Origin of the sequence: Nocardiopsis sp. N85 (genome assembly GCF_028882275.1) — a bacterium.
GTDB lineage: Bacteria > Actinomycetota > Actinomycetes > Streptosporangiales > Streptosporangiaceae > Nocardiopsis > Nocardiopsis lambiniae.
Map to the genome: position 1 here is coordinate 244,101 of NZ_JARBUT010000004.1, position 24,301 is coordinate 268,401.

The 24,301-nt window shown below is 69.3% G+C and carries 22 protein-coding genes; 10 read left to right on the forward strand and 12 right to left on the reverse strand.

The window, feature by feature from the left end; translation table 11 throughout:
- Positions 1–12: 12 nt before the first annotated feature.
- From PWG71_RS08460 to PWG71_RS28770, 12 genes are all read right to left on the reverse strand, one after another.
- The gene (locus PWG71_RS08460; RefSeq protein WP_274808999.1) at positions 13–1,179 is read right to left on the reverse strand and encodes a hypothetical protein; all 1,167 of its coding nucleotides are present in this window, start codon (positions 1,177–1,179) and stop codon (positions 13–15) included.
- A gap of 390 nt (positions 1,180–1,569) precedes the next feature.
- Positions 1,570–2,655 (reverse strand): hypothetical protein, encoded by a 1,086-nt coding sequence (locus PWG71_RS08465; protein ID WP_274809000.1) that lies wholly within the window; start codon positions 2,653–2,655, stop codon positions 1,570–1,572.
- On the reverse strand, positions 2,652–4,682 hold the full coding sequence (gene fxlM / locus PWG71_RS08470) for a methyltransferase, FxLD system (protein ID WP_274809001.1): 2,031 nt from the start codon (positions 4,680–4,682) through the stop codon (positions 2,652–2,654). Before fxlM ends, PWG71_RS08465 begins: the two co-directional genes overlap by 4 nt.
- The gene (locus PWG71_RS08475; protein ID WP_274809002.1) at positions 4,672–5,919 is read right to left on the reverse strand and encodes a lanthionine synthetase C family protein; all 1,248 of its coding nucleotides are present in this window, start codon (positions 5,917–5,919) and stop codon (positions 4,672–4,674) included. Before PWG71_RS08475 ends, fxlM begins: the two co-directional genes overlap by 11 nt.
- On the reverse strand, positions 5,916–8,117 hold the full coding sequence (locus PWG71_RS08480; protein ID WP_274809003.1) for a lantibiotic dehydratase family protein: 2,202 nt from the start codon (positions 8,115–8,117) through the stop codon (positions 5,916–5,918). Before PWG71_RS08480 ends, PWG71_RS08475 begins: the two co-directional genes overlap by 4 nt.
- 60 nt (positions 8,118–8,177) lie before the next feature.
- Positions 8,178–8,333, reverse strand: coding sequence for an FxLD family lanthipeptide (locus PWG71_RS08485; protein ID WP_274809004.1), 156 nt, complete (start codon positions 8,331–8,333; stop codon positions 8,178–8,180).
- 66 nt (positions 8,334–8,399) lie between these two features.
- The gene (locus tag PWG71_RS08490; RefSeq protein WP_274809005.1) at positions 8,400–8,558 is read right to left on the reverse strand and encodes an FxLD family lanthipeptide; all 159 of its coding nucleotides are present in this window, start codon (positions 8,556–8,558) and stop codon (positions 8,400–8,402) included.
- Positions 8,559–8,669: 111 nt separating this feature from the next.
- A complete protein-coding gene (locus PWG71_RS08495) occupies positions 8,670–9,527 on the reverse strand; it encodes a helix-turn-helix domain-containing protein (protein WP_274809006.1) in 858 nt (285 codons plus the stop codon).
- Positions 9,528–10,052, reverse strand: a complete 525-nt coding sequence (locus PWG71_RS08500) for a DUF6879 family protein (protein WP_274809007.1) — start codon at positions 10,050–10,052, stop codon at positions 9,528–9,530.
- Complete coding sequence (locus tag PWG71_RS08505) at positions 10,036–10,230, reverse strand: hypothetical protein (protein ID WP_274809008.1); 195 nt, start codon at positions 10,228–10,230, stop codon at positions 10,036–10,038. The genes PWG71_RS08500 and PWG71_RS08505 overlap by 17 nt, the downstream gene beginning before the upstream one ends.
- Before the next feature lie 168 nt (positions 10,231–10,398).
- The gene (locus PWG71_RS08510; RefSeq protein WP_274809009.1) at positions 10,399–10,965 is read right to left on the reverse strand and encodes a DUF6879 family protein; all 567 of its coding nucleotides are present in this window, start codon (positions 10,963–10,965) and stop codon (positions 10,399–10,401) included.
- Between the two features lie 298 nt (positions 10,966–11,263).
- The gene (locus PWG71_RS28770; RefSeq protein WP_274809010.1) at positions 11,264–11,623 is read right to left on the reverse strand and encodes an ATP-binding protein; all 360 of its coding nucleotides are present in this window, start codon (positions 11,621–11,623) and stop codon (positions 11,264–11,266) included.
- Positions 11,624–12,050: 427 nt separating this feature from the next.
- Here PWG71_RS28770 and PWG71_RS08520 point away from each other — a divergent pair, with 427 nt between their 5' ends.
- From PWG71_RS08520 to PWG71_RS08565, 10 genes are all read left to right on the forward strand, one after another.
- On the forward strand, positions 12,051–12,860 hold the full coding sequence (locus PWG71_RS08520; protein ID WP_274809011.1) for a Scr1 family TA system antitoxin-like transcriptional regulator: 810 nt from the start codon (positions 12,051–12,053) through the stop codon (positions 12,858–12,860).
- The gene (locus PWG71_RS08525; RefSeq protein WP_342455950.1) at positions 12,857–13,045 is read left to right on the forward strand and encodes a DUF397 domain-containing protein; all 189 of its coding nucleotides are present in this window, start codon (positions 12,857–12,859) and stop codon (positions 13,043–13,045) included. The genes PWG71_RS08520 and PWG71_RS08525 overlap by 4 nt, the downstream gene beginning before the upstream one ends.
- A gap of 856 nt (positions 13,046–13,901) precedes the next feature.
- Entirely contained in the window at positions 13,902–14,732 is an 831-nt protein-coding gene (locus PWG71_RS08530; protein ID WP_274809012.1) for a sigma-70 family RNA polymerase sigma factor, read from the forward strand.
- A 183-nt stretch (positions 14,733–14,915) separates the two neighbouring features.
- Entirely contained in the window at positions 14,916–15,287 is a 372-nt protein-coding gene (locus PWG71_RS08535; RefSeq protein WP_274809013.1) for a hypothetical protein, read from the forward strand.
- Complete coding sequence (locus tag PWG71_RS08540) at positions 15,284–17,152, forward strand: hypothetical protein (protein ID WP_274809014.1); 1,869 nt, start codon at positions 15,284–15,286, stop codon at positions 17,150–17,152. The genes PWG71_RS08535 and PWG71_RS08540 overlap by 4 nt, the downstream gene beginning before the upstream one ends.
- A gap of 40 nt (positions 17,153–17,192) precedes the next feature.
- Positions 17,193–18,131: a PrgI family protein gene (locus PWG71_RS08545; protein WP_274809015.1), complete on the forward strand. Its 939-nt coding sequence runs from the start codon at positions 17,193–17,195 to the stop codon at positions 18,129–18,131.
- 8 nt (positions 18,132–18,139) lie between these two features.
- Positions 18,140–19,963: a VirB4 family type IV secretion system protein gene (locus PWG71_RS08550; RefSeq protein ID WP_274809017.1), complete on the forward strand. Its 1,824-nt coding sequence runs from the start codon at positions 18,140–18,142 to the stop codon at positions 19,961–19,963.
- Positions 19,963–22,290: a type IV secretory system conjugative DNA transfer family protein gene (locus tag PWG71_RS08555; RefSeq protein ID WP_274809018.1), complete on the forward strand. Its 2,328-nt coding sequence runs from the start codon at positions 19,963–19,965 to the stop codon at positions 22,288–22,290. The genes PWG71_RS08550 and PWG71_RS08555 overlap by 1 nt, the downstream gene beginning before the upstream one ends.
- A gap of 6 nt (positions 22,291–22,296) precedes the next feature.
- Positions 22,297–23,160 (forward strand): replication-relaxation family protein, encoded by an 864-nt coding sequence (locus PWG71_RS08560; protein ID WP_274809019.1) that lies wholly within the window; start codon positions 22,297–22,299, stop codon positions 23,158–23,160.
- A gap of 11 nt (positions 23,161–23,171) precedes the next feature.
- Positions 23,172–24,227, forward strand: coding sequence for a C40 family peptidase (locus PWG71_RS08565; protein WP_274809020.1), 1,056 nt, complete (start codon positions 23,172–23,174; stop codon positions 24,225–24,227).
- Positions 24,228–24,301: the final 74 nt, after the last annotated feature.

Below are 24,301 nucleotides of genomic sequence, written 5' to 3' on the forward strand. Positions count from 1 at the left end.
CCTTGTGAGCTCTCACGCCGACCACCTCCGCAGAGCCCACCCCAGCGACCCCACCGGGCGCGTCACGGCGGGGGCATCCGGCTCGGCCAAACCCAGCAGGTCGTACAGCACCGCCCTCGTCCTTGACGCGAACTCACCGGGGTGGGAGGTCACACGGGCCGCGACCGCGGCCACCGCCGCCTGCTCCTGGAGCGACCGCAACCGACGCAACCGCGCCAACACCGACCCGTCCTCGGTTACCTCCGGCAACGCCGAGAGCAGACATTCCATGGGCGAACCTCGCACCACATCACCGTGCCCCGCGGTCGCTACCGCCAACGGACGCCCCGTCAACGTCGCGTACACCGTGCTCGACCCGTGATCACCTACCACCGCATCCGCCGCCGCCAGCACCCCTGTCCAGTCCGCCTGGACCGGCACCACCTCCAATCCGCGCAGCATCAGCGGACGCAACCACTGCCGCACCTGCCACGTCCCGTGCGCCGCCCACACGTTCGGGTGCACCAACAACCCCGCTCGCCAGCCCGCAGCAGCGGCCTCGGCCACCAACCGCTCCAGAACCGCACGCCGCGCACCGATCAGCGAGGACGGTCCCCACGTCGAGGCCGCTACCACCCACCGATCACCCTCGGCCAGCCCTAGCTCGGCACGGCACCGGTCACGACGGCCCAACCAGGACAACAATCGGTCGGCGGCGCCATCGCCCACCACCCGGGCCGCTCTCACCGCTTCAGGACAGGACGCGGCCAGCCGCTTCGCCTCCTCGGTGTGCGCCAAGGCGATCCGGGCCGCCAACAACCGCCCGTCTCGGAGCAGCGACTCCCGGCTCAAGCCGTACACCGCCCGCGGAAGCGCACCCTGGCCGGATCCACCGGTGCCCACCGGCGGGGTGAGCTTGTTGAACCCGACCCCGTGCGCGAACAGCGCCACCGGGGCGTGCACGCTCTCCAGGGCACGGCTCGCGCTGGCCACCACGGCAAGATCGAACCGTGTGGTGGTGGCCTGCGGCCAGGGGATGATCACCACCCCGGCCTGGTGCAGCCACTCCTGCAGACCGGTGTCGAACACCTGCCCCGGAGCGATGGAAGCCACGACCTGTACCCGTGGGTCCGAGGCCAGGGTCGCTACCGGGTCCACCAGCCGCTGCGCGTCGGCCATGGTGCACACCACTGCCAGCACCTTCCGGTCCACTTTCCAGGTGGTCCACCGCTCCGCCTCTATCCCGATCGGCGCACGAACCCAGCTCCGCATCTCACATCTCCCTTGTTCACCGCCCCGCCTGGTCTGCAGGGCTCTCTCCAAAGATGCGAAGAAGGTCGAACACAGGGCTGGATGCAGGCCTGGACGGCCACTGAACAAGCACTGGATTCGCAGCCGGATTAATACGCTGGGTTATCAAGAGGTGGGCGGTACCTGTGGGCTGGTTCTCACTGGGCCGTGTGGTGAGCTGTGGCCTGTGCAGAGTAGGTGATCACGGGGGCCGTTCGAGCATGGGCGGCAGATACTCGTCCACCGGGCGGTTTCCGGAGTGGGTGATCTCCGCCCATTCCCCGGAAGCGGCCCTCTCTGTCAAATTGGGATGAGACCGTGCTGGAGCCTTCGATTCGCTTCTTTCAGCGCCGTTCCGAGCACATGAAGGAACGGCTCGGGCAACGTCATTGCGTCGATCCCCGACGCCTCGAGCACCCGTCCCAGCGTGTCCACGTTCTCTTGGGCTAACTCCTGCTTCCAGGCGTTGAGTAGGTCTCGGGCCGCGTACCCGTCCTGTGTGTGGACGATGGTGCTGACCAGACGCGAAGCGAGCTCGGAGGAGTCCTCTTGGGGACCTCCGAGGAGCTCCGTTGCGACGATCCCGAGCCGTGTCGTGAACACGACCCGGCCGCTGTCGACGTCACGGATACGGCCCAAGGCCGTCTCGGTGTCGGTGGTCGTGATCTCGGCGGATTCTCTGCGACACCACAGAACCAAGAGCGCCTGGACGGCCCTCTCCCACCGTTCCCGAACCTCACTGTCCTCGGCCATGGCCAGCGCAGCTCTCGGATCGCCCCCGGTGAGCGCGGCGATGACGGCGACCTGGCGGCCGTCGAAAAGGCGGCTGCCGATCCCGCCGTGCTGCCGGGCTTGCTCGGCGGCTTCCTGCCATCTGCCTTCAGTAGCCAGGGCGCGCATCCCGTCTCCCAAGCACACCGTCCACAGCCAGCGGTGCAGCTCCACCCGGTCCTCGTCGGAGGTGACGATTCGGTCCAGGGAGAGCTCATGGCTGTCGATCACGGTGGCCTTTGCCATGCGCACCCCTTCGCGCAGGGCGGTGAGTATCGCGAAGGCCTCTGCGCCGTCGCCCGCGCGGATCCGGAGTCGGGCCAGGTTGATCACCGGCTCCAGAGCACGTTGGGCCATGGCGGCGTTCAACGGCAGGTGCGCCAGGTACGCGTGTGCGTGCTCCCAACACCACGTGCGGGCCAGGTCGGGCAGTCCGATGTCCGAGGCGAGCAGGGCCGCGCCGTTGTAGACCTGCGCGGCGGCGGCCAGAGCCTCCCCGTCCGAGCCGGACCGTGCGGTTCGTCCCGCTGCGGTGAGGCGTTCCACGCGAGCGTTCAGGCTGTCCGCCGGCGGGCGCGGACGGGGGACGAGCGGGAACCAGTGCGCGAACCTCATACGGGATCTCCCCAGGAGACCATCAGGGTGGACTGGGCTCGCGCCAGCACCCGCCGCACCGGGGTGGACTGGTCGGATACGGGGTTGTAGTGCAGGGCGAGGGAGAGCTCCTTTGCGCGGTGGGGTTCCCAGGCCCGGATGTGCTCGGCCATCTGCTCGGCCAGCTCTTGCCCGGCGGGGGCGTGCCCGATGATGCCGACTTCATGGCGGCCCTGTCGGCCTTCCACCGGACGCAACGTCAGGTATGCCAGTCCGCGTTCGCCCTCGGGGACGCCGGCCATGTCCCCCCAGGGCAGCCCGGGAGAGACCAGGCCGCTGGCCACGGCCTGCGGCTGCACCGGCATTCGGGAGAGGCGGTTGTCCAGGCGGGTGGCCAGCCACAGCCACATCGGGTCCAGGGGCTGGCCCTTGCCGAAGTCCACCCCCGTCCAGGTGGTGGTGGAGGGCTCGGCGAGCACGCGCTCCACCTGTTCGGGTGTGATGCTCTGGTCCTGGTTGGTCTGGAGCAGGACCGTCCCGTCGGTGTCCAGGGCGAGGATGCGACGGGGGTCGTCGCCGACGCCTCCTCCGCGCAGGGGCATGAACGTGCACAGCTGGCTGTCCACGGATGCCCAGTGGTCGCCGCGGGCTTCGAAGACGATGGAGCGGGAGACGTCTCCGGCGATGCGCACCGGGGCGATGAGCCTGCCGCCGGGGGCGAGTTGGTCCACCCAGGCGCGGGGCACGTCGTGGCAGCCCACCGTGGCGATCACCCGGTCGAAGGGGGCTCCGTCGGGGTGGCCGAGCGCGCCGTCACCCAGAACCACGGTCACGTTGGCGGCGCCGTTCTCCTTCAGCCGGGCACGCGCGCCTTCGACCAGGTCCTGGTCGACGTCGATGGTTGTGACCGACCCGGTCGGCCCGGCCAAGTGGCCGAGGAGGGCGGCGTTGTACCCGGTGCCCGCACCCAGTTCCAGCACACGCATGCCGGGTTCCAGGGCGGCCTGTTCCAGCATCGTCGCGACGACTCCGGGCTGTGATCCGCAGCTGATGGAGGCGCCGTTGCCGTCGTGCTTGATGTGTACGGGGGCGTTGGTGTAGGCCTCTTCCAGGGTGGCGTTGGGGACGAAGGTGTGGCGCGGTACCGAGCGGAACGCTTCCTCCACCGCCGGGGCGGTGAGGACACCGTTCTCCCGCAGCTGCCGGATGAGTCCTTCGCGCAAGGCGTCAGCGGTTTCCGGTGCGGCGTTGTGGGAGGTGTCGGTCATGGCGGCCTCTCTGGCGGTGGTGGACAGGATGTGCTGGTCCCGGTAGGACAGGCCCCACCGGTTGAAGGCGAAGATCAAGTGGTGGGCGCACACCGCGCGCAGACCCCGGCTCAGCCGGCCCTGGGCGGTGAGATCGGCCAGGGCGGCTCCGGCCGCGGTGAAGACCTGCGCCCAGTTGCCGGTGTGGTGCAGCAACCCCGACGCCGGAAGATGCTGCGGGTTGAGGGTCAGGAGGATGCGCGCTGAGGAGAGCAGCTCCTCTTCCGCGTACAAGGGCTCGGGAAGGGCACGTAGGGCGGCGACCTTGGCCCAGACGTCGGACTGCTCGAACCAGTCCAACCGGGCACCGCGCAGGAAGGCACTGCCCAGCAGGAGGGCGAGCTCGCGACGGCCCAGCTCGGCATCGGCTGCTGTATCTCGGCGCGTCAGGTAGGCGAGGAGATGGTGGCTGTCCTCACAGAACACGGCGTGGGCCAGCGCCATCCCCGACGCTCCGCCGAAAACCCCAGTCTCGGACTCGTAGACGCCGTGCACCCAGCGGTTGACGGCTCGCTCGCGTCGGAGCCGCTGCAGTTCGGTGTCGAAGAACTGTCGGGCTGCTCGGCCTCCGGTGTAGCGCAGCCGCCAGTGTGGCCTCTTACGGACGAACCACCACGTTGGCACGATCCCTTCTTCGCGGGCTCCTTCGAGTGCCGGGCCTAGCTCGTGAACGGCCCAGTGCTCGGCGGCGGCCCAGTCGGTCCACTGGATGAGGACCTGTGGCCGCTCGTCATCCGTCACGGTGGTGCTCCTGGTGGTCGAGGAGGAAGAAGGCGGTCCAACCCATGTCGGGAGAAGGGGTGTGCAACGTGTGCAGAGCGGTGGCGATACCGGCTGCCCCCTCCAGCAGGCCGATTCCGGCTTCGGTGAGCAGACGGTCCGCCACCGCGGCGGAGTCACCGCCCCGGAGCACGGCCCACAGTCCGGGGGCATCGCCCAGGGCGGTGGTGCGGGCGAGCACCGCCAGCCCAGCGAGACCGTGGCACAGAGAGAAGTCCAGCGCCGTCGAGGAGAGAGGGGTGTCGGTGAAGACGCGGGCGAGCGTGCTCCGCGCCGTGGCGTAGCGCCGGTGGTCGCCCAGGGCGTCAGCCGCGAGCATCTGCGCATGGGCCACACCCGCAGCGCCGTAGCACCACGAGGGACGTTGCGGGCCGACCAAAGTGCGGGCCCCGTCGATCTGATCGTGGGTGACCCAGTACGGCCACCACGCCCCGGATGGAGACGTCCGTTGCCAGGTGTCGAGCCAGTCCAGGATGCGCGTGATCGCTTCGGTGTGCCCCTTGACCGCGATTTTGCGCCGCAGGGCCGCCGCGAGGATGGCCAGGGGACCGGCGATGCCGTGGGCCATACCGGTATTGGCGTGTCCTCCGGGGAAAGCAGCATTCTTCTTCCCATCGGGTCCGACCGGACTCCACCAACCGGGAAGAGCACGGCCTTGCACGGTGACCGGCTCGGTCAACCGCACCAGGTAGGCCAGCAGGCCCCGGAGGAGCGGGCCCTGCGGGTCACGGGCCAGGAGCAGGGCACCCAGTCCGGTCAGGCCTCGAACGGTGTCGAACTCCGCGAGCAGCGCAAGCCCTCCGGCGTCCATCCGCGCATGCGCCCGCTCAAGCCGGGAAGCCACGATCAGTCCCACGGCCCGGTCCAGCCGGGCAAGCTCACCCCCATACCCGGGGTGGACCGCTGCGGCCCGGTGCAGAACGAACGCCACTGCGGGCGCGCCGTAGTACAGGTGCGCGTTGGGAGAGGAGTCCACCCCCTCGGCGACCGCGCACTCCAGCCACCGCTGGACACGTTCCCACGGGCCGTGCCCGGTGCGCGCCCGTTCGATGTGCAACAACGCCACTCCGGCCGCGCCGTGCGCCAGCGACTGGGGCCACCACCGGCTTCCGGCCAGCGCACGCCCCTGCTCCGGTGTGGCCAGGCGGTCGGCCACCAGTCCCGCTATCCTCGTCGCTTCGGTGATCGTGGTATTCACGCGACCTCCTGTCGGCAGAGCTGAACGAGCACCTCGGCCGACCGCCCCTCGCACCATCCGGACGAGCGCGGGTCCGGCGCCTCGGTGAGAACCGTGCCACCTTCCTTGGCCACCTGGGCACGCAGCAGGAACAGGTGCGCTGGTTCGGCAAGGTCCAGGCGCAGACGCTGGTCGCCCTTGCCCAGGTCCACCACCCCGGGCAGACCACGGAGCTCAGCCCAGGCCGCCCACCCTCGCCGCCACTGTTGCCACGACGCGGTCCGTGAGGGAAGTTCGGCGGCTCTGATACGCCACCGGGCATGGGCCAGGATTACCCGGCCCGAGCGGATACGGGGCAGGAACGGCAGTGTGGAGGCCGCGCCCCAGTCGAATCCGACGACCACCGCGCGTTCGGCGCGGGGGAGTTCGGCCAGGAAACGGGCCAGAGGCGGGGCGTATCGCAGGTTCAGCGCGTGCGGCACGACAGGCTCGACCCTGCGGTCCAACGCGCCTGAGAACAGGAAGAGACCGCCGTCATCGCATCCGACCGCGAGATCGTCCACATCCAGCTGCCTCGGTCCTGGACCGGGGTATTCGCCCACGCTGACGGCGCGATCGAGAAGACGCTCCGAACGCACCAGAGGGGCGCTGCGGGCTCGCAGCGGTGGGAACGACAACTGCACCGGCACCGCCCCGGCGGAGGCGGTGTGCGATACGGCTTCGCGCAGGTCGTCCCGGACACCGGCCAGGGCGGCGAACCGGCCCGCCATGGTGGCAGCGCTGCGGGAGGAGCCCAGCACCGCGATGTGGAACCGGCCGCTGTCCAGCGCGGCCCGTGAGGGCGACTCCACGCGCAGGTTCAGTTCCGTGTGCCCAGGAAGCGGCGCGAGGCGCCGGGCCGCCAGCTGGTCCAGGAGCGTGTCTGCGGTGATCTCCCGCCGCCGTTCGAGGGCGGCGATCTGGGCCTGCTCCAGCAGCCAACGGTCGCGGCCGGTGAGGGTCTCGGCGCTGCCTTCGGTGCCAGCGGTGGCGGCGTATGCGGAAGGAAAGCCCAACCCCGCCCGGGGGTGCACGACCTCGTGGACGGGTACGAGCGCGTCGCCGTACCGGTCGGCGAATCGTTCCCGGTAGGTGCGCCACGCGGGCAGCCCTTCCGGGTGAGGGGACAGGACGGTCAGCATGTACGCGGCCTGCTCTGCCGCACGTGCCACCGCCACGGGCAAGGCCAGGTCGGCGTCCACCCGCACGTCCACTCCCAGCGGCTGGACCCGGGACACCCGCGCGACCGCCTCGTCGGCCTCCTCCAGAGTGCTGGAGCCGCCACCGCGGTTGTGCTCCGCCACCGCCGTGTGAGCCTCCTGGAGATGCGACACCAGCGGCCGGACTTCAGGCGGAGCCCAGCTGTTGCTCCCGGTGAGAGTAGAGACGAGGCATCCGAGGAGGTCGGTTTCGGTGGACGGCGGGGCGAGAGAGGTGAGCAACGCCTGCACCTGGACCATTCGGGCGAGCATGGCGTCAGCGCTCACGGCAGGTTCATCGGGGTACTCAGCAGCCAGTTTGGCCCGGAGCGTCGACCACGGTACGGGCTGGCGTGCTGTTTCCAGGATCAGGCGTACAGCGCTGCCGATACGGATCTCGACCTGCTCTGTATCCGACCCGGGCGCACCCGGGTCGGGGCGCGTGTACTGGAGAACCACGAGGTGTCCGCGCTCTTGGACTGCGGTGTTGTTGACGACGACCAGCAGGTGCTCACACACCCCGGGAAGGACCTCCAGCGCACCGACGACCTCGGCCGTCCATGCCCCGCCCGGAGAGGCCACCTTCCGGTGGGCGCCACCCCACACCACCCGTGAGTGCTCGGAGAAGGCTGCGGCGGTCACGCCGGCGAACAGCCCGAAGGGAGTGGCGCGGCTGTCGGCCCGCAGCGCGTAGCGCAGGACGGCAGCGGTCACCTTCCGTGCTCGGCGTACCCGCACCGCGGCCGGATCCTGGTCGAGCAGAGCCCCCACACCGGCTGCCAGGTCGGGCGAGGCGTGCCGGACCGCCTCGGTCAGACCCGGGTGCTCCCGCACACGGCGCAGCCACTCCAGGAACGGACGCGGGTCAGTGCCGCCCAGGTCCGGAACGCCGTCCGTCGGCAGGCCGCTGAACAGGCTCGCCCGCACCAGCGGTCGGCCGACCACACGCCAACGTACGTGCTGCTTCTTGTCGGAAGCCATCTCCCCTCCTCCCAGAAGTGCTGGTCGGCACCGGATCCGGGCCGGTGCCGACCGTGCGGGTCAATTCGCGGTACTGGTGCACGCGCTCGGGCAGCTGGATCCGCAGCCGTCGTCACTGGTGGGGAACGGCTGTGTGGAGCTGGCCGATTCGATGAGGCGAAGGTCCAGGGTCAGCGGCTCGGATGGTTCGGCGTTGAGGGTCTCGGTCAAGCGCATGAACTCTCCCGTGAGTGCTGGCGGTGATGAACGGATCAGAGACTCGGCAGAGCCGGCAGGCGCTGTTCAGGCCGACGTGCTGGTGACGCAGGTGGTGGGGCAGCTGGCACCGCAGCCGTCGTCGGTGAGGTTGATCAGCTGGGCCAGGGAGTCGCTGCTCTCGAGCAGCCTGATGTCGAGGGTGAAGGGGGATTCCGGGCCGGGGTTGCACTCCGTGTTCTGCACAGGGCTTTCCTTTCTCATGGGGGCCTGTGAGCACAGCTCAGATTAAGGACCCGCAAGAGACAGGTGAAGGAGTTTCCCGCCAAGGAATAAATTCGCCTTCAGCGGTGCCGGTTATGCCCGGTTTCGGTATTCCTGGGCAAGGCCGCGAAGGAATGACCTGGTGTTTTCGCCTTCGAGTGCGTGCTCGTGGAAGAAGGCGAATATCTCCATGCTGTAGGAGATGTCCTTCGGGTCGCGCAGGGCGAGCTTGCCCGTGAACACTTCGACGGTCACCAGCCGGTCGTCGTAGACGGTGAACCCGTTGAGGGGACCGCTGGGCACAGGAGGATCGGCGGGCACGACGCGGATGTCCACGCTGGGCAGCTCACTCAGGGAGGCGATCCGGTCCATCTGCACCGCCATCGCCTCCGGGCGGCACAGCGGCCAGCGCAGGGCGGCCTCGGTCAGGACGAACACGAAGCGTTTGCCCTCGTCGTAGAGCACCGTCTGGCGCTCCAGGCGCCGTGCGAGCGCCGTCTCCCAGCTCGCACCGCGGTTCACCAGCATGTGCGACAGGGTCTGGCGCGCGTAGTCCGGGGTCTGTAGAAGCCCGGTGATCATGCACGGCAGGAAGAAGCGGATGGCGGACGCCGAGGCCTCGATCGCGGCCAGGTCCCGCTGGGTCTCCCCGAGCCCGCGCTGGAGCGCGGTGCGAAAACCCTGGTAGTCGGTGTTGGCCACACGGGCCAGCTCCAGCAGGCGCGCGGCCTCTTCCTCGCCGAGCTGGACGTCGAGCGCATTGAGGATGCGCTCGACGTCCAGCGCGGAGGGCAGCACGCGGCCGTTCTCGATCTTGCTGACCTTGGCCTGGCTCATCCCGCTGCGGACGGCGAGCCGCGCGCCGGTCAGCCCCGAGGCGCGGCGGAGGCTGCGAAGGGCCTCCGCCAGCTCGCTGCGCGGCTGTCCGGCACGGTCGGGCTCAAGCGTCAATCAGTCGGCCTTGTAGTACTCGGTGAAGGGGACGGCGTGCTCCAGGGCCAGGTTCTTGTAGGTGACATAGGGGGCGGGGTCGGCCCCCTCCAAGAGCTCCCGGCCGGTCTGGGTTCCGTCGGCAGCGTAGTGCATGAGCACCACGCGGGTGTCGTCGAAGAGCCAGAAGTCCTGGCGGGGCAGGCCGGGGTCGGGGGTGGTGGCGAAGTCGAGGATGTTGACCTCTTCGCCGGCCTGCACGCTGAAGGCGTAGCCCCACGCGAACTGGAAGCGCAGGTGGTCTCCGACGGGGCTTGTCAGGGTGTGCACGCGCCGGATCCGGCGCCCGGACTCGACGTGGCCGCGTACCCGGAGCAGGTAGCCGTCGGTGTGCAGCTCCTCGGCTGGGCGGGTCTCCCCGGCCAGGAACCGGCGCAGTTCCTCTTCCTCCTCGGGCACCGTGTAGCTGGGCAGGGTCTCCAGGCGGAACGCCTCGTGCTGGAAGGAGTCGAAGAACTCCCGCCAGGCGTTACCTTCCAAGCGCACGGGCGGCCTCCTCGATCAGGTGCACGGGGATCTCGACCGCGGCCTCCCCCGGGGAGGGGGTGAGGCCGGTGGTGTCGGTCAGGAGCGCGCCTTGTACGACGACGGTCCCCTTGTCGGTGGAGTAGATTCCCGGGCAGTCATCCCGGTTGCAGTCGCCGGAGAGCTTCTCGAACTTCATGGTGTGGCCCTTTCTGAAAGGGTCGAAACGGAATTTACAGTAGAGAAGTGGGCGGGCTCGGTCAATCTCTGGCCGGATATTCCTGCCTGGGAATAAAACCGGGCCGTGTGGGTGCCCTGTGCTGTTTGTGTGGAGCGGTCATTACATGGAAGTCAGAGGCAGAACTGCTTATGCCACCTCCCCGAGTAAGGCTTCGAAGGTTGCGGCATCCCGGCACAGTTCCCCCAACTGTTCGCACAGGTGGGCGGCGAGGATGGGGTCGGCGATCCTAACCGCTCCGTTCCGGCGCCCGAGGAGGGTGTGGTCGTGCAGGTACACCACGGCCGCCTCGTAGACGGTCACCTCCGGTAACGGCTCTTCGACTTCCATGTGCCGCACCTGGTCTGGGTCTCCCACAAGGATGCGCTGACCGGCCTGGTGCGCATGGTTCAGAGTCGCCAGGGTGTAGTGCCCGTAGCCGGTGAGGAGGTGGTCGGGTATCCACAGGGTCGTCAGAGACAGGCCGCGGGACACGAACTCCGCGTGTTCGGCGGCGTGCCTTCCGCGCTCCTGGAGGAGCAGTTCCCCGGCCAGGTCGGTTCGGCCCTGGTGCCAGGCGGTCCTGGCAGGGGTGGTGGGCACCACGTGGCCGCGGCGCAGGAGCCGGTGGCACCGGGCTCCCCGTACCTGGAGGTCCCGGCAGCTCCGGGTGTCGGCCTCGTCCTCTGCCAGCTCGTGGGGTGTTGATACGGGCAACGGGTCTCCTTGTTCCTGCTCGCTGAAGGGCATGGACGTTGTGGCCGCGGTTGCGGGGCGGCCCGCTGGCCTGTCGCCGCACACGGTCATGAGGGCTGGTCGAGGAAGGCGCGGACCTCTCCGAGGTCGTGGAGGATCGCGGTGTCTCCGTCAAGCGGAGTGAGTGCGTACACCGCTCCCAGCAACCGTTTCTGGCGGGTGAGGACATAGCCCTGCTGAGCGGCGCGCCACCGGACATCGTTGAAATCAGCCAGAGCACGGATGACCACAGGGCGAGAGCGGGTCCGTCGCGGGAACTTCATGCACTCCTCCCCGGTACTCGGGGGAGTTCAACGAAGGTGCCGGTTCCTGCGGGCAGCCGTCCCCAGTCGGTGGCGAGGGCGTCCACGAGCACCAGTCCCCGGCCGTGCTCGGCGGTGAGGGCGGGGGTGCGGCGCAGCGGGGTTCGGCCGGAGAGAGGACCGGCATCGCGTACCTCCAGCCGCATGCGGTCCGGGTAGAGGAGAAGGCGGGTGGCGAACTGCCCGCCCGGCCGGCCGCTGTGGGTGTGGGCGATGGCGTTGGAGGCCAGCTCCGAGGCCACCAGCGTGAGCACCTCCGGGATGGGGACCCGCCACTGTGCGCAGGTCTGCTCAACCCAGTTGCGCACATGCGCCACCGAGCCCGGGACTCCGGGGAAGGACCTGCGCGCAACCGCCTGTGCCCTCCGGGAGCGGGTAGTGACCGCAGCGGCCTCACCAGCCGGCAGGCCGACTTTCGACGTGGGCGGCACTTCACCAGCCCACGGGAAGGCGTTCGCACGCTCCCCGGGAAACCGGGGTCCGTCTTCTCGTGGACGAGTGCGCGAGGTGCTGGTTGGAATACCTGATTCGGTAGGATCTGCCACGTTCTCACCTCTGGCGTGTTCGGTGGGAGCCGTTCCCGGGGCTGGTGGCACAGCCGCCGGGGTTTTCTGTGGTCGACGCTTTCCGCCGGGGTGCCCATCGTCCAAGGCGAGATGCTCCGCCTCAATGCCTTTACGTGCATCGGCCGCTAGTTGGTGGAACCCGTACGAGAATGTAGAGATTCTCTGTAAAGTTCTACCTATGCCTGAGAAGTTGCTGTCAGCATGGACCACCTTCGGGAAGGAGCTCCGCAGGCTGCGTGACCGGCGTGGGCTCACTCTGGACCAGGTGGCCGAGGCGACCGGATACGGTGCGTCAACTATCAGTAAATACGAGAACGCCTATCGAGCACCAAAAAGGGACTTTCTCAACGAGGCGGAGGCATTATTCGGTACGAACGGTGACCTTCTCCGTCGCTGGACAGAGGCGAAGCGGGCCGAGGAGGATCCTGACTGGCACCGAAAGATCGTCACGGCCGAAGAGCAGGCGTCCGGGATCCAGATATGGAACCCTGCTCTTGTCCCGGGTATGTTCCAAACGCCCGACTACGCGCGCCAGATCTTCCGCGACGGTCGGCCCCTGGACACGCCAGAGGAAATCGACCGGCTCGTGGACCTGAGGGTCAGCCGCCTCGACGCGCTGAGGGGGATGAACGACCCGCGTCTGGTCGCGATCCTCGCCGAGGCGGTCGTCCGAGCCCGTGTCGGTTCACCCGCAGTGATGAAGGAACAGCTGGGACATCTCCTCGATCTGGACGCCTCCGGGGTCGTGAGAATCTTGATCCTGCCAGCGGACACCCCGTACTACGGCGGAGCTGCCGGCCCGTTCCGGCTGTTGTCCTTCAAGGAGCGCGAGACGCTTGTCGAAGTCGAGCACGCCTCCGGCGGCGAACTGCTCGGCGGAGACACCGTGACGCGGCTTCTGGCCGTGTACGGGGAGCTGCAAACGTGGGCGCTACCCCCTGTAGCCTCACATGATGTGATTTCGAGAGCCATGGGAGGCTTGGAGTGATCGACCTGACCAGCGGGTGGCACAAGTCCAGCTACAGCGGAGCCCAGGGCGAGTGCGTCGAGGTCAACGAGGCTGCGGCTCCCGAAGCTGTCCTCGTCAGGGATACGCAGAACCGGGACCAGGGCTGCTTGTCCTTCCCCGGCGGAGAGTGGAGCGCGTTCCTCGGTGCGACGTTCTCCCGGTAACCCCAACAGCAGTGGACCGCTCTCGCCGAGTTAGGGTCTGTTCCGGGTTTTGCCCACTGTTCGGGCACTCGCTCTCCGGGTGAGTGCCCGAACCGGTAGACCCGTACCGTGGCACGTGGTGACCTCACCGATGGCGAGTGGGACCTGATCAAACCGCACCTGCTCCTGGGCGCCGGCGGACCCATCCCCGACCTGCGCAGCTACTTCAACGCCATCATGTGGCGGTTCCGTGCCGACGCGCCTGGCACGACGTTCCCGAACGCTGCGGCTCTTGGTCCACCATCTACGACCGGTCCCGCCTATGGGCCTCCAGTGGCCCCTTCCGGGACCTCACTCCTCGCCTACCCACCGGACGCCCCAGCGTCGCGAGAACGGGAATCCCGGCCCTTCCGGCCGCAGCAGAGCCACATCCTTCGGTTGCTTCCAGTCGTAGTCCGAACACCGCTCGCGGAAAGAGCAATATCGGCTTCAAGGAAAACGCGGAGCGCTCTCAGGTGGCGTTTTCGAAGCTTTTCAAGCGCAGACTTTGGGCGTCTCGGAAGAGCCTTGCTGAAATTTTCCAACGAACTCTGAAGTGAGCACTCGCGGTGACTCATGAGTCTGCTCACGGGTGGGTGAGCGTGCCCGCGATCCCAGTGTCTTGCCAGTTAGAAGCCCTGAGTGTTCGCTCATCCGCATGGCAGGCTCCGTTGGCAAATCGGCTCTCCGCCGGAGATACTTTACCTTTTCTTGGTGTGTGTGAGTCGCTTCTGAGTCATGTTTGAGCAGGGCCTGAGTCGGTTCTGATCAACCCCTGAGTCCGCGGTGTCTTTCAGTGGTTCCTGTCGGACCCCGATGGCGCAACCAGGGAGGACACATGAACCTTTCGCTGCTTTCTGAGATCGAATCCGGTTTCGTTGCCATGGCACCCGCGCACCTGAGCCTGCACGGGGCACACGTGCACCCGCTCCTTGAGGAGCGCACCTACTCGCTTTATGAGCTGCGCGGCGTCCTGGTGGCCCAGGCGACTCCGAACCAGCTCAGGGACGCGGTGTGGCGGCACACCATCCGGAGGGCTCGCCTGTCCCAGGACTGGATGGTGGGGGCGCTCGGCCTTGCCATGCCGATGTTGCGATCGGCGGTGCGTCAAGCCAGCCGAGGTCTGGACAAGGACAGCGCGGAGAGTTTGGAGGCCGAGGTGGTTACCGCCGCGATCCGCCAGATCCGCGTGGTCACCGTGGAGCACTCCGGGCTGGGCTATTTCCTGCTGTGCCGGGTGCGCCGGGCCGCCATGGGGGAGCGTAAGCGCGCCGTGGCCACCGTCGCCCGCCAGGTGTGGGGCCGGGCTCAGGAGGTCGACTTCGAAGCCGTGCCCGATGCGGCCCGCTCGTGCGAGTCGGTCCTGGAGGCGGCTGTGCGTGCCGGGACCCTGTCGGCGGGTGAGGCGGAGTTGATCGCTCGTACTCGCTTGGAGGGGGTCTCGCTGGTGGCGCTGTCCACCGAGACCGGGGCGGCCTACAAAACGCTGGCCAAGCGTCGGCAGAGGGCCGAGGCCCGGTTGGCCACCGCACTGCGATCGGTCCGCACTCACGCTTTGGGAGGTGGGCAGGGGGGAGCGACTTCACCTGTTTCGCCTACGCCTGTGTGCCCCTCGGGGCGGCTTTTTCGGCGCGAGGCGTCGAATTCGGGCTGGCCGTTGGCTTCCTAACCAAGTGAGAGGGCTGGTAGGCCCACCGGCCCGGAAGGCGGTGGGTTCACCGGTCGCCAGGCGGCGGCCGGAGGAGGGCGCGGCCGGGCCCTGGACGTGAGGATCCCGGCGGAGTCGATGTCGCATTCGCGTCTTCGTCCCGCTTCCTGAAAAGGCGTCACCGCGAAGAAGGGAGGGGAACGTATGCGTTCACCGGCGCAGAAGGTCTGGTGGGGGCTGGCCCTGGTCGGAGCCGTCGGGTTGCTGGTCACGGGGGATGCCTCGTGGGCGTGGGCGGAGTCCCGGGAGGGTGCCGAGCAGGAGGCGTCGGCGCTGCTTCAGATCGTGGACCGGGTGCAGTTGATCCTCATCGTGCTCGGTACCGCCCTGGGCACGCTGTTCCTGACGATCGCCGGGGTGCGGTGGATGGTCGCGGGCGGGGAACCGGGGTCGATCGACTCCGCCAAACGGGCGCTGACCGGGACCGCCATCGGCTACGGCATCGCGGTCCTGGCCGGCACGCTCATGCAGATCCTGGACTGGGTGCTCGCCGCACAGGCCGGGAGCGGCCAGTGACCCCGCCCTTGCCCGGTGGGCGGTCGCCCGCGGATCTGGAGATCAGCGATGACCCGCTGCCGCCTCCGTCCGACGACCCGCCGCCGGAAGGACCCGAGCCCGAGGCCGGGCCGGAGGCGGATCCGGAGATCACCGATGATCCGCTGCCCCCACCGGAGGACCCTCAGGGGGGCGAGCCTCCGGTGGTGGAGCCGGAGCCGGTGGAGCTGGAGGTCGATGACAACGTCTTCGACTGCGACCTGATCGACGCCGGGTGCCACGTGAGCAACTGGTTCGCCGACTTCGCCGTCTCGGGGTTGAACCCCGCGCTGGGGTGGCTGGCGTCCAAGGCGTTCTACACCCCGGTCCCCACCGAGGGCATGCAAGGGCTGCACGCCGGGATCCTGGGCGTGTCCAACACCCTGTTTGTGCTGTTGGTGGTGGCGGGCGGTCTGATCGCGATGGGCCACCAGAGCGTGCAGAGCCGCTACTCGGCCGCCGACATCCTGCCCCGGATCGTATGGGGGTTCGTCGCGGCGAACGTCTCGCTGTGGATCTCCACCGAGATGATCACCGTCTCCAACCAGGTCTCGGCCGCGATCGGCGCCCAGTCCATCGACCCCCGGGAGGCCGCCGAGAATTTCCGCGACCGGCTGGACGCCCTGGTCGCCGAGGCCCTGATCTTCACCGTGTTGCTCGTGGTGGTCGTGGTGATCCTGTTCGTGGTGTGGATGATCACCGAGGCGGTGCGCATCTGCATGGCCATCGTCCTGGTCATCGGCGCACCGCTGCTGCTGATCTTCCACGCCCTGCCGCACACCAACCGGGTCGCGGAGATGTGGTGGCGGTCCATGGCGGGCCTGTGCGCCATCCCCGTCGGGCAGTCGATCGTGTTCATGTCCCTGGCCAAGCTGTTCTTCGAGGGGCAGCTGACCTTCGCCGACATCAACCACACCTCCTCCGCGACAGGGGACGAGGTGGGCGATGCCGACTGGCTGATGCAGTTGCTCCTGCTGCTGGTGCTGATCTACACCCAGATCAGGATCGGGTCGTGGGTGATGCGCCTGGTGTGGCAGCCCAACCCCGGCACCTCACCCATCGCCTCGCTGTTGAAGAACATCGCCTGGATGCTCGCCTTCCGCAGCGTCAGCGGGCTGCGCATGCCGCGCGCCCTGCCCAGCTTGGGGCTGCACTGGCCGAGGCGTTCACCGGCCCCGCCGGGCAGGCCTCTGCCGCGCCACACCCCGGCCCCGCCCAGCGGACTGCAACCGCTACAACCGCAGGCCTGGTGGTACCGGGCCCGCCACGACCCGGCCGGAGCGCTCGGTGCAGGCCGCCCGGCGCTGCCCGGCCCAGGAGGCCCTGCGGGCCCGTGGCCAGCCGGTCCAGGAGCACCTCCCGGTGGGGGCGGCCCCGGCACACCGGGACACCCCGGTCGGCCACGGGCTCTTCCCGGCCCGCGCGCGTTGCCCCCACCCGGGTCGCAGCGCGGCCTGCCCGGAGTTCCACCACGTCGTGCCTTGGAGGAGGGACGTATGCCCGGATCACCCCAGACGGGACAGCAGGTGCTGTTCCCGCGCCCGCCCGCACCGGCGGTGCGGCCGCAACCGGCCTCGCCCACCGGGGCTCCGCGGCGGCGGTGGCGGCAGTTGGTGCTGCCCACGCCCCCGCCGGTGCGGGTGCCCGGCAGGCGTGCCCCCGAGCGCCTGGGGTGGGTCGGGCCTCGTCCCCGGGCGGCGGAGGGCTTGCGGCACCTGCCGTCGATGCCCGCCCTGTCCTGGGACAAACGCCCCCAGGTGAAGGGACAGATCCCGCTGTTCTCCAGCCCGCGGCGGGTGTGGAAGCAGTACGGGCTCTTCCCGCGCCCGGACCGGGACGGGGCGTGACCCCGTCATGAAGAACACGACTGAGAAGGAGGAGGTGCTCATGGCATCGGATGAGGCGTCGTCGTGGCGGGGGAGGATCCCGGCCGACATCGATCGGCCCGAACCGATCCTGTTCGGCCTGACCGCACGACAGTGCCTGATCATTGCCCCCGCGCTGGCGGGGGCATGGGGGATCTACCTGCTCTTCCGTGACCACGTTCCCTGGTGGGCGATCATGGCGGCCCTCGTTCCGTTCCTGGGCGTGATCACCGCCCTCGCCCTGAGCGAGCGCGACGGCCGGGGCCTGGAGCAGGTCGCGGCCAGCGCCCTGGCGTGGTTGCGCGCCCCCAAGCACTTGGTCTCCGCCCCTACTGGGCAGGTTCCGGTGCTGCCCCGGTGGGCGCCCCGGACCCGGCGCGCCTCCCGGTTGGAGCCGCTGCGGCTGCCCGCCTCGGCCATCTCCCCGGAGGGGGTGATCGACCTGGGCGGACGGTGCGCGGTGATGATCGCCTGCACCACCATCCCCTTCCAACTGACCTCCGGGCGCGAGCAGGACCAAGCACTTGCGGCGTTCGCGGGCGTTCTGGACGCCCTCACCGAGTCGGTGCAGTTCCTCGTCCAACGCCGCAGCGCCGACCTGACGGGCTTCACCGCGATGGTGCGCAACGGCGCCGCCCACCTACCGCATCCGGCCCTGGCCGAAGCCGCGTTGGCGCACGCCGACTTCCTGGACGAGCTGGCCGCGACGCATGAGCTGTCCCACCAGCAGGTGGTGGCCGTGGTCAGCGCCACTGGTTCCGCCCGCCGGGCCGGGACCGCTCTGCGGCGCACCGCACAGGACGTGGCCGACCGGCTCGCCACCCTCGGCATCCGCACCCAGGTCTTGGAGGGGCCCGAGGCCGAACAGGTTCTGCGCCAAGCGATGGCCGCCCCGGACAGGAGCCTCCCCGCTCTCGCCCCGGACACCGACACCACCGACGGATACACGCACGAAGGCTAGGAGCACTGATGGGATTCCACGGGTTGCGGACACGATCCGGATCACCCGGACTGGGAGGCCCGGCCGTCCGTGTCGGAGCACGGCACCTGGAGATCGAGGGCGGGGTGTGCCAGACCCTGGCCGTGATCGGGTTCCCGCGCGAGGTGAGCGCCGGGTGGGCGGAACCGCTGTTCACCTACCCCGGTCGGCTCGACATCGCCTTCCACCTGGTTCCGGTCCCGGCTCCGACGGCCGCGCAGCAACTGCGCAAACGCCGGGCCCGTCTGGAGTCGGCACACCGAACCAGCACCGCACAGGGGCGAGTGGAGGACCCGCACCAGGTCACGGCCGCGATGGACGCCGCCGAGATCGCCGACCGCATCGCCACCGGCCAGGGCCGACTCTTCCGGGTGGCCGTGTACCTCACCGTGCACGCCCCCACCCTGGAGGCGTTGGAGGCCGAGCTCCAACAGGTGCGCGCGCTGTGCGCGTCCCTGCTGGTGGAAGCGGTCCCGACCACGTTCCGGGCGTTGCAGGGGTGGATCTCCACCCTCCCCCTGGGAACCGACCCGGTGGGCACGGTCCGGTCGATGGACACCGACGCCGCGTCCACCCTGCTGCCGTTCACCTCACCGGAGCTGATCACGGACCTGGGCGAAGCCACCGTGGTCTACGGCACCAACACCCACAGCAACAGCGTGGTGGCCTGGGACCGGTTCTGCGGCGGCCTGGACAACCACAACAGCGTGATCCTCGCGCGTAGCGGAGCGGGGAAATCCTACCTGGCCAAACTCGAAGTCCTCAGGTCCCTGCTGGTGGGGGTGGAGGTCGCGGTCATCGACCCCGAAGGCGAGTACCTGCGCATGGCGGAGGCGGTGGGCGGCACCGCGATTCGCCTGGGCACCGCGCAGGGACGCATGAACCCCTTCACCCTTCCCGCCGCCGGCGACGACCAGGCGTTCACGAATCGGGCGCTGTTCCTGCACACCCTGGTCGGCGCGATGGTCGGTGAACTGTCCTCCACGGAGAAGGCGGTGCTGGACCGGGCGATCATCACCGCCTACGCCGAGGCCGGGATCACCCGGGACCCTGCCACGTGGACAAGGACCGCACCGGTCCTCGCGGACCTGTCCGCCGCGCTGGAGGAGGCGGCCACCGATCCCGGGCTGGGAGACGACCTCGGGTGGGCCGCCGAACAGCTGGCGGACCGGTTGCGGCTCTTCGTCCACGGCTCGCACGCGGCTCTGTTCGACGGTTCCTCCACCGGCCGGGTGGGCGGCCATCTGAGCGTGGTCTGCCTCAAGGAGTTGCCGGACCAGGTCCGGGCCGTGGGCGTACTGCTGGCGCTGGACGCGATCTGGCGGCACGTCACCGTGGCCGCACCGCGTCCCCGCATGGTCGTGGTGGACGAGGCCTGGCTGCTGCTCCAGGACCCGGCCGCGGCCCGCTACCTGGCCAGGCTCGCCAAGGCCGGACGCAAACACTGGGTGGGGCTCACCCTGATCACCCAGGACGTCGGCGACGTCCTGGGCACCGAGTTCGGGCGGGTGGTCGTCGCCAACGCCGCCACACAGGTGCTGTTGAAGCAGGCGCCGCAGAACCTCGATCAGGTGGCCGAGACATTCCACCTCTCGGCAGGGGAGACCCATCTGGTCGGCACCGCTCCCCGGGGCAGCGCCCTGTTGGTCTCCGGGCACCAGCGGGTCGGCTTCCATCCGGTCGCCTCGGCTGAGGAGCACCGGCTCATTACCTCCGACCCCGCCGAGCTGGCCGCAATGAAGGCACAGGAACAGCCCGAGCCCCGGGAACACGACCACGGCCCGGCAGCATTCGAAGACGGGGCGGTGGCGTGATGGTCGGCTTCCTGCTCAACGGGGGCTTCTTCCTCGTCCTCGGCATGATCCCGCTGGCCGGTGCGTCGGTGTGCACGATCGTGCTCGGGGCGCGCTTGGCCCGTCACCGCTACCTGTCCCGAGAAGCGCGAATAGTGGAGATCCTGCCTCCGCCCGAGGCCACGCTGGAGAACGCCACCGCCTTCTGGAACCACACCCTGGGGCTGCTCAAACCCTGCTGGTCACGGTGGCTGCTCCAGCCCCACCTCGCGATGGAGGTCATCGCCTCCGCATCAGGTGTCAGGTTCCAGGTGTGGGTGCCTGAGACCGTACCCCCGGGGACGGTCGAACGCGCCATCACCTCAGCATGGCCTGGCGCCACCACCTCCACCCGGCACCTCGCCACCGGCGAGTCCCCGCTGCCCGAAGGGGCGTACACCACGGGTGGTCATCTACGCCTGGGCCGCGGGGAGGTGTTCCCGCTGAGGACCAGGTTCGACGACGACCCAGCCCGGCCCCTGCTCGGTGCAATGGAAGACCTGGTCGAGGGCGAGTACGCCCTCGTGCGGATCACGGCCCGGCCGGTCACGGGGTGGCGTGCCGCTCGTGCCCGCCGGGCGGCGGCCCAGTTGGCCGGGCATGCCGGGATGGCCACGATGGTGGTCGACGCGGTGGCTCCGGGGGGAGCCGGTGCGGGGGCCCGGCGTCCGCTGTCGGTGCCGGGGACCGGGGATGACATCCGCGCGATCCTCAACAAGGCGAACAGCCCGAGGTTGGCATGTTCGCTGTCCTACATCCTCACCACCACCCACGAGGGCGATGATGCTCGGGAGCGGTTGCGGGGCCGCGCCCACGGCATCGCCTCCAGCTTCGCGGCGTTCACTTCGGGTACCAACCACCTCGGACGCCACTTCATGTTCAAGCCCGCCTGGTGGGCGGTGAACCGATTCCTGGCCTACGGGGCTCTGCTGTCCACCGGCGAGTTGGCCGCCATCGCGCACCTGCCCACCGACACCAGCGTCCCGGGTCTGGTCCGCGCCGGTGCCCGGCCGGCCGCCCCGGCTCCCGCCGTTCCGCGCGGGGGTGAGAACACCCGGGTGGTGGGGGACTCCGACGCCGGTATTCAACGCCCGGTCGCCTTGGGTGTGGTGGAGGCCCGCCAGCACACCCACATCCTCGGCAAGACCGGCTCCGGCAAGTCCACCCTGTTGGCCAACCTGGTGTTGCAGGACGCCGAAGCGGGCAGGGCCGGGCTGGTGATCGACCCGCGCGGGGACCTGATCACCGACATCCTGGCCCGCATACCCGAACACGCCGTCAACAAGGTGGTGCTCTTCGACCCCGACGACCAGGCCGCACCTCCGAGGTTGAATCTGCTTCAGGGCCCGGATCCGGACTTCACGAGTGACACCGTGGTGGGGATCTTCCGCCGCATCTACGCCGAGTACTGGGGTCCCAGGACCGACGACATCCTCCGGGCCGCGACGCTCACGTTGACCCGCGCCAAAGACCCGGCGTTGACGCTGGGGGACGTGCCCCGCCTGCTCTCCAACGACGACCTGCGCAGCAAGGTGATGGCCAGAGTCGTCGCCCGCACCGGGGGAGACGAGGCCCTCACCGATTTCTGGGGCTGGTACTCCGGACTCACCGTCTCGGCCCGTTCCTCGGTGACGGGTCCGGTGCTGAACAAGCTGAGGACCGCCCTGCTGCGCACGTGGGTACGCCAGGTGGTGGCGTCCGGGCCTTCGACCATCGACCTTCCCAAGCTCTTCGACACCGGCCACCTGGTGCTGTTGCGCGTTCCGAAGGGCCGCTTGGGGGAGGACACCAGCTCGCTGATCGGCAGCTTTGCGCTGGCCGCGACCTGGCAGGCGGTGACAGCCCGGATCCACACGCCGGAGGCGCAGCGCAAGGACCTGTGCGCGTACGTGGACGAATGCCAGAACTTCCTCAATCTCCCGGGCTCGTTGGAGGACATGCTCGCCGAAGCACGGGGCTACCGCCTCGGGCTGACACTCGCCCACCAGGAGCTCGGGCAACTGCCCGCGGACCTGCGCAAGGCGGTCTCGGCCAACGCGAGAACGAAGGTGTACTTTTCCGCTTCGCCGGATGACGCGGTGAGCTTGCAGCAGCACACCCAGCCGGTGCTGGGCGCTTACGACCTCACGCACTTGGGCGCGTTCCAGGCCGCGGTGCGTCCGCTGGTGGGGGCCAGGGAGCTCGGGGCGAGTACGGTGCGGACCCGGCCTTTGCCGGACGGGATCAAGGGGCGGGCCACGCAGGTGCGTCGGGCCGCCCGGGTGCACGGCCCCGAGGCCCAGACGCACCCCAGGGACCGAAGGGAGTAGGCGCCGATGATGAGCAGTGATCCCACCGACACTCTGATGGGCCTGGTCCCCAAGATCACCCCTCGGGACCGCCGGATCCTGACCGACCTGTACGAGCACAACGTCTTGACCACCCACCACCTGCACCGGCTCCATTTCGAGGGGTGCTCCCGGCGCACGGTGAACCAGCGGATGAGCCAGCTGAGGCTGTACCGTCTGGTCGCCCCCTTCCGGCCCTACACCCATGCGGGTACAAGCCCCCACCACTGGGTGGTGGACCAGCTCGGTGCACAGCTTCTGGCCGCTCAGCGGCAAAGCGAACCGGCGGAGTTGGACTACCGGGCCGACCACCGGATGCGGGTGGCCCACAGCCTACGGCTGGGGCATGTGCTCGGGCTGGCCGATACCTTCGTGGCCTTCACCCTGGCTGCGCGCCGCACCTCTTCGGCGTCCTTGGAGTGCTGGTACTCCGAGCGTGAGAGCGCGCGCCGGTGGGGGCGCCATATCCGCCCCGACGCCTACATCCAGTGGAACCAGGACCAGACGGTGCTGCACGCCTTCGTGGAGTACGACACCGGAACAGAACCGCTGACGAAGGTGGTGCGCAAGATGGGCGGGTACACGAGCCTGGCCCTGGAGAGCGGGCTGGCTTCCATCGCTCTGTTCGCCGTTCACTCCGACCGGCGCGCCGAGCACCTCCTGGCCAAGCTCTCCGCTGAGTCTGCTGCGGATCCCCGGAAAGTGGGAGCCTACGTGGCCACCCATGAGCGGTTGCGTGCGCGTGGCCCGGACGAGGCGGTGTGGCGAGCGCCCGGGGATCCTGGCGGGCCGTGGTTGCGCCTGGTCGATATCGCCCGGTGCCATCCCCGCTCGGAGCGGGACCAGGGGTGATCCGGTATGCCATGGCCGCTGCGGGGTTTCTCTTCCTGGTGCCGGTGCTGTTCATCGGCGCGATGGGGAATCGGGGCGAGTACTTCGTCGGGGTGCCGGGTGAGGTGGAGGGAATTCCCGCGCCGGTTCTGGAAGCCTACGTCTTGGCCGCCGTGCGGTTGGAGGGCGAGTACGAGCAGTGCCGGGGGATGACGTGGCCGGTGCTGGCCGGTATCGGCGGAGTCGAGTCCGACCACGTCGCGGGGAAGGAGGTGTCGGCCTCGGGTGACGTGCGGCCCGCGATGGTCGGCCCGCGCCTGGACGGCAGCGGGGTCGGGGGCAACACCACGCCCCACTGGGACAGCGACGGCGGTGAGCTGGACGGGGACAGCACGTACGACCGGGCGGTGGGGCCGATGCAATTCCTCCCCGCCACCTGGGCCACCCACGGCTTGGACGGCAACGGAGACGGGGTCGCCGACCCGCACAACGTCCATGATGCGGTGTGGAGCGCGGCGGTGTACCTGTGCGTGAGCGAGCCGGAGTCGAAACCGGTGGACTTCTCGGAAGAGGACGACCTGGAGGCGGCTCTACTCCGGTACAACCGTGCGGGCTGGTACGTCGACAAGGTCCACGGCCACATCGACGCCTACACGGAGATCGCCGCTCAGGCTGCTGCGCAGCTACCCGTGGTGAGGCCGGGGGCCGGCACCGAGCATGGTCGGGCGGCCGCGGCCTGGGCGTTGGCCCAGGTCGGCAGACCCTACGTATGGGGCGGGACGGGCCCGCACGGGTTCGACTGCTCGGGACTGGCCATGCAGGCCTGGAAAGCGGCCGGGGTGAGTCTGCCGCGGGTGACCACCGACCAGGTCAACGCCGGAACCCGTGTCGGCCTGGGTGAGCTGCAAGCGGGAGATCTGCTGTTCTACGACACCGGAGGGCCGGGAGGCAGTCCCTCACATGTGACCCTGTACGTGGGCGAGGGGCAGATGGTCAACGCGCCGAGAACGGGGCAGAACATCCGAGTCGACTCCGTCGACAACGACTACTACCGCAGCGTGTTCGTGGCGGCGGTACGGCCCGGCTGAGCGGCCGCCATCCGCCCCACAGCGGGGCGGGCGGCAGCCAGGCCGGTGACCCTGGGCAACGCCGCCCTTCGGGC

Bases quoted from the DNA above. Each gene is read 5' to 3' on its own strand.
- PWG71_RS08505 (WP_274809008.1), bottom strand. From the start codon at position 10,230: ATGAAGTTCGAGAAGCTCTCCGGCGACTGCAACCGGGATGACTGCCCG.
- PWG71_RS08555 (WP_274809018.1), top strand. From the start codon at position 19,963: ATGGTCGGCTTCCTGCTCAACGGGGGCTTCTTCCTCGTCCTCGGCATG.
- PWG71_RS08535 (WP_274809013.1), top strand. From the start codon at position 14,916: ATGCGTTCACCGGCGCAGAAGGTCTGGTGGGGGCTGGCCCTGGTCGGA.
- PWG71_RS08465 (WP_274809000.1), bottom strand. From the start codon at position 2,655: ATGAGGTTCGCGCACTGGTTCCCGCTCGTCCCCCGTCCGCGCCCGCCG.
- PWG71_RS08520 (WP_274809011.1), top strand. From the start codon at position 12,051: ATGCCTGAGAAGTTGCTGTCAGCATGGACCACCTTCGGGAAGGAGCTC.
- PWG71_RS08560 (WP_274809019.1), top strand. From the start codon at position 22,297: ATGATGAGCAGTGATCCCACCGACACTCTGATGGGCCTGGTCCCCAAG.
- PWG71_RS08565 (WP_274809020.1), top strand. From the start codon at position 23,172: ATGGCCGCTGCGGGGTTTCTCTTCCTGGTGCCGGTGCTGTTCATCGGC.
- PWG71_RS08550 (WP_274809017.1), top strand. From the start codon at position 18,140: ATGGGATTCCACGGGTTGCGGACACGATCCGGATCACCCGGACTGGGA.
- PWG71_RS08485 (WP_274809004.1), bottom strand. From the start codon at position 8,333: ATGCGCTTGACCGAGACCCTCAACGCCGAACCATCCGAGCCGCTGACC.
- PWG71_RS08545 (WP_274809015.1), top strand. From the start codon at position 17,193: ATGGCATCGGATGAGGCGTCGTCGTGGCGGGGGAGGATCCCGGCCGAC.
- PWG71_RS08480 (WP_274809003.1), bottom strand. From the start codon at position 8,117: ATGGCTTCCGACAAGAAGCAGCACGTACGTTGGCGTGTGGTCGGCCGA.
- PWG71_RS08530 (WP_274809012.1), top strand. From the start codon at position 13,902: ATGAACCTTTCGCTGCTTTCTGAGATCGAATCCGGTTTCGTTGCCATG.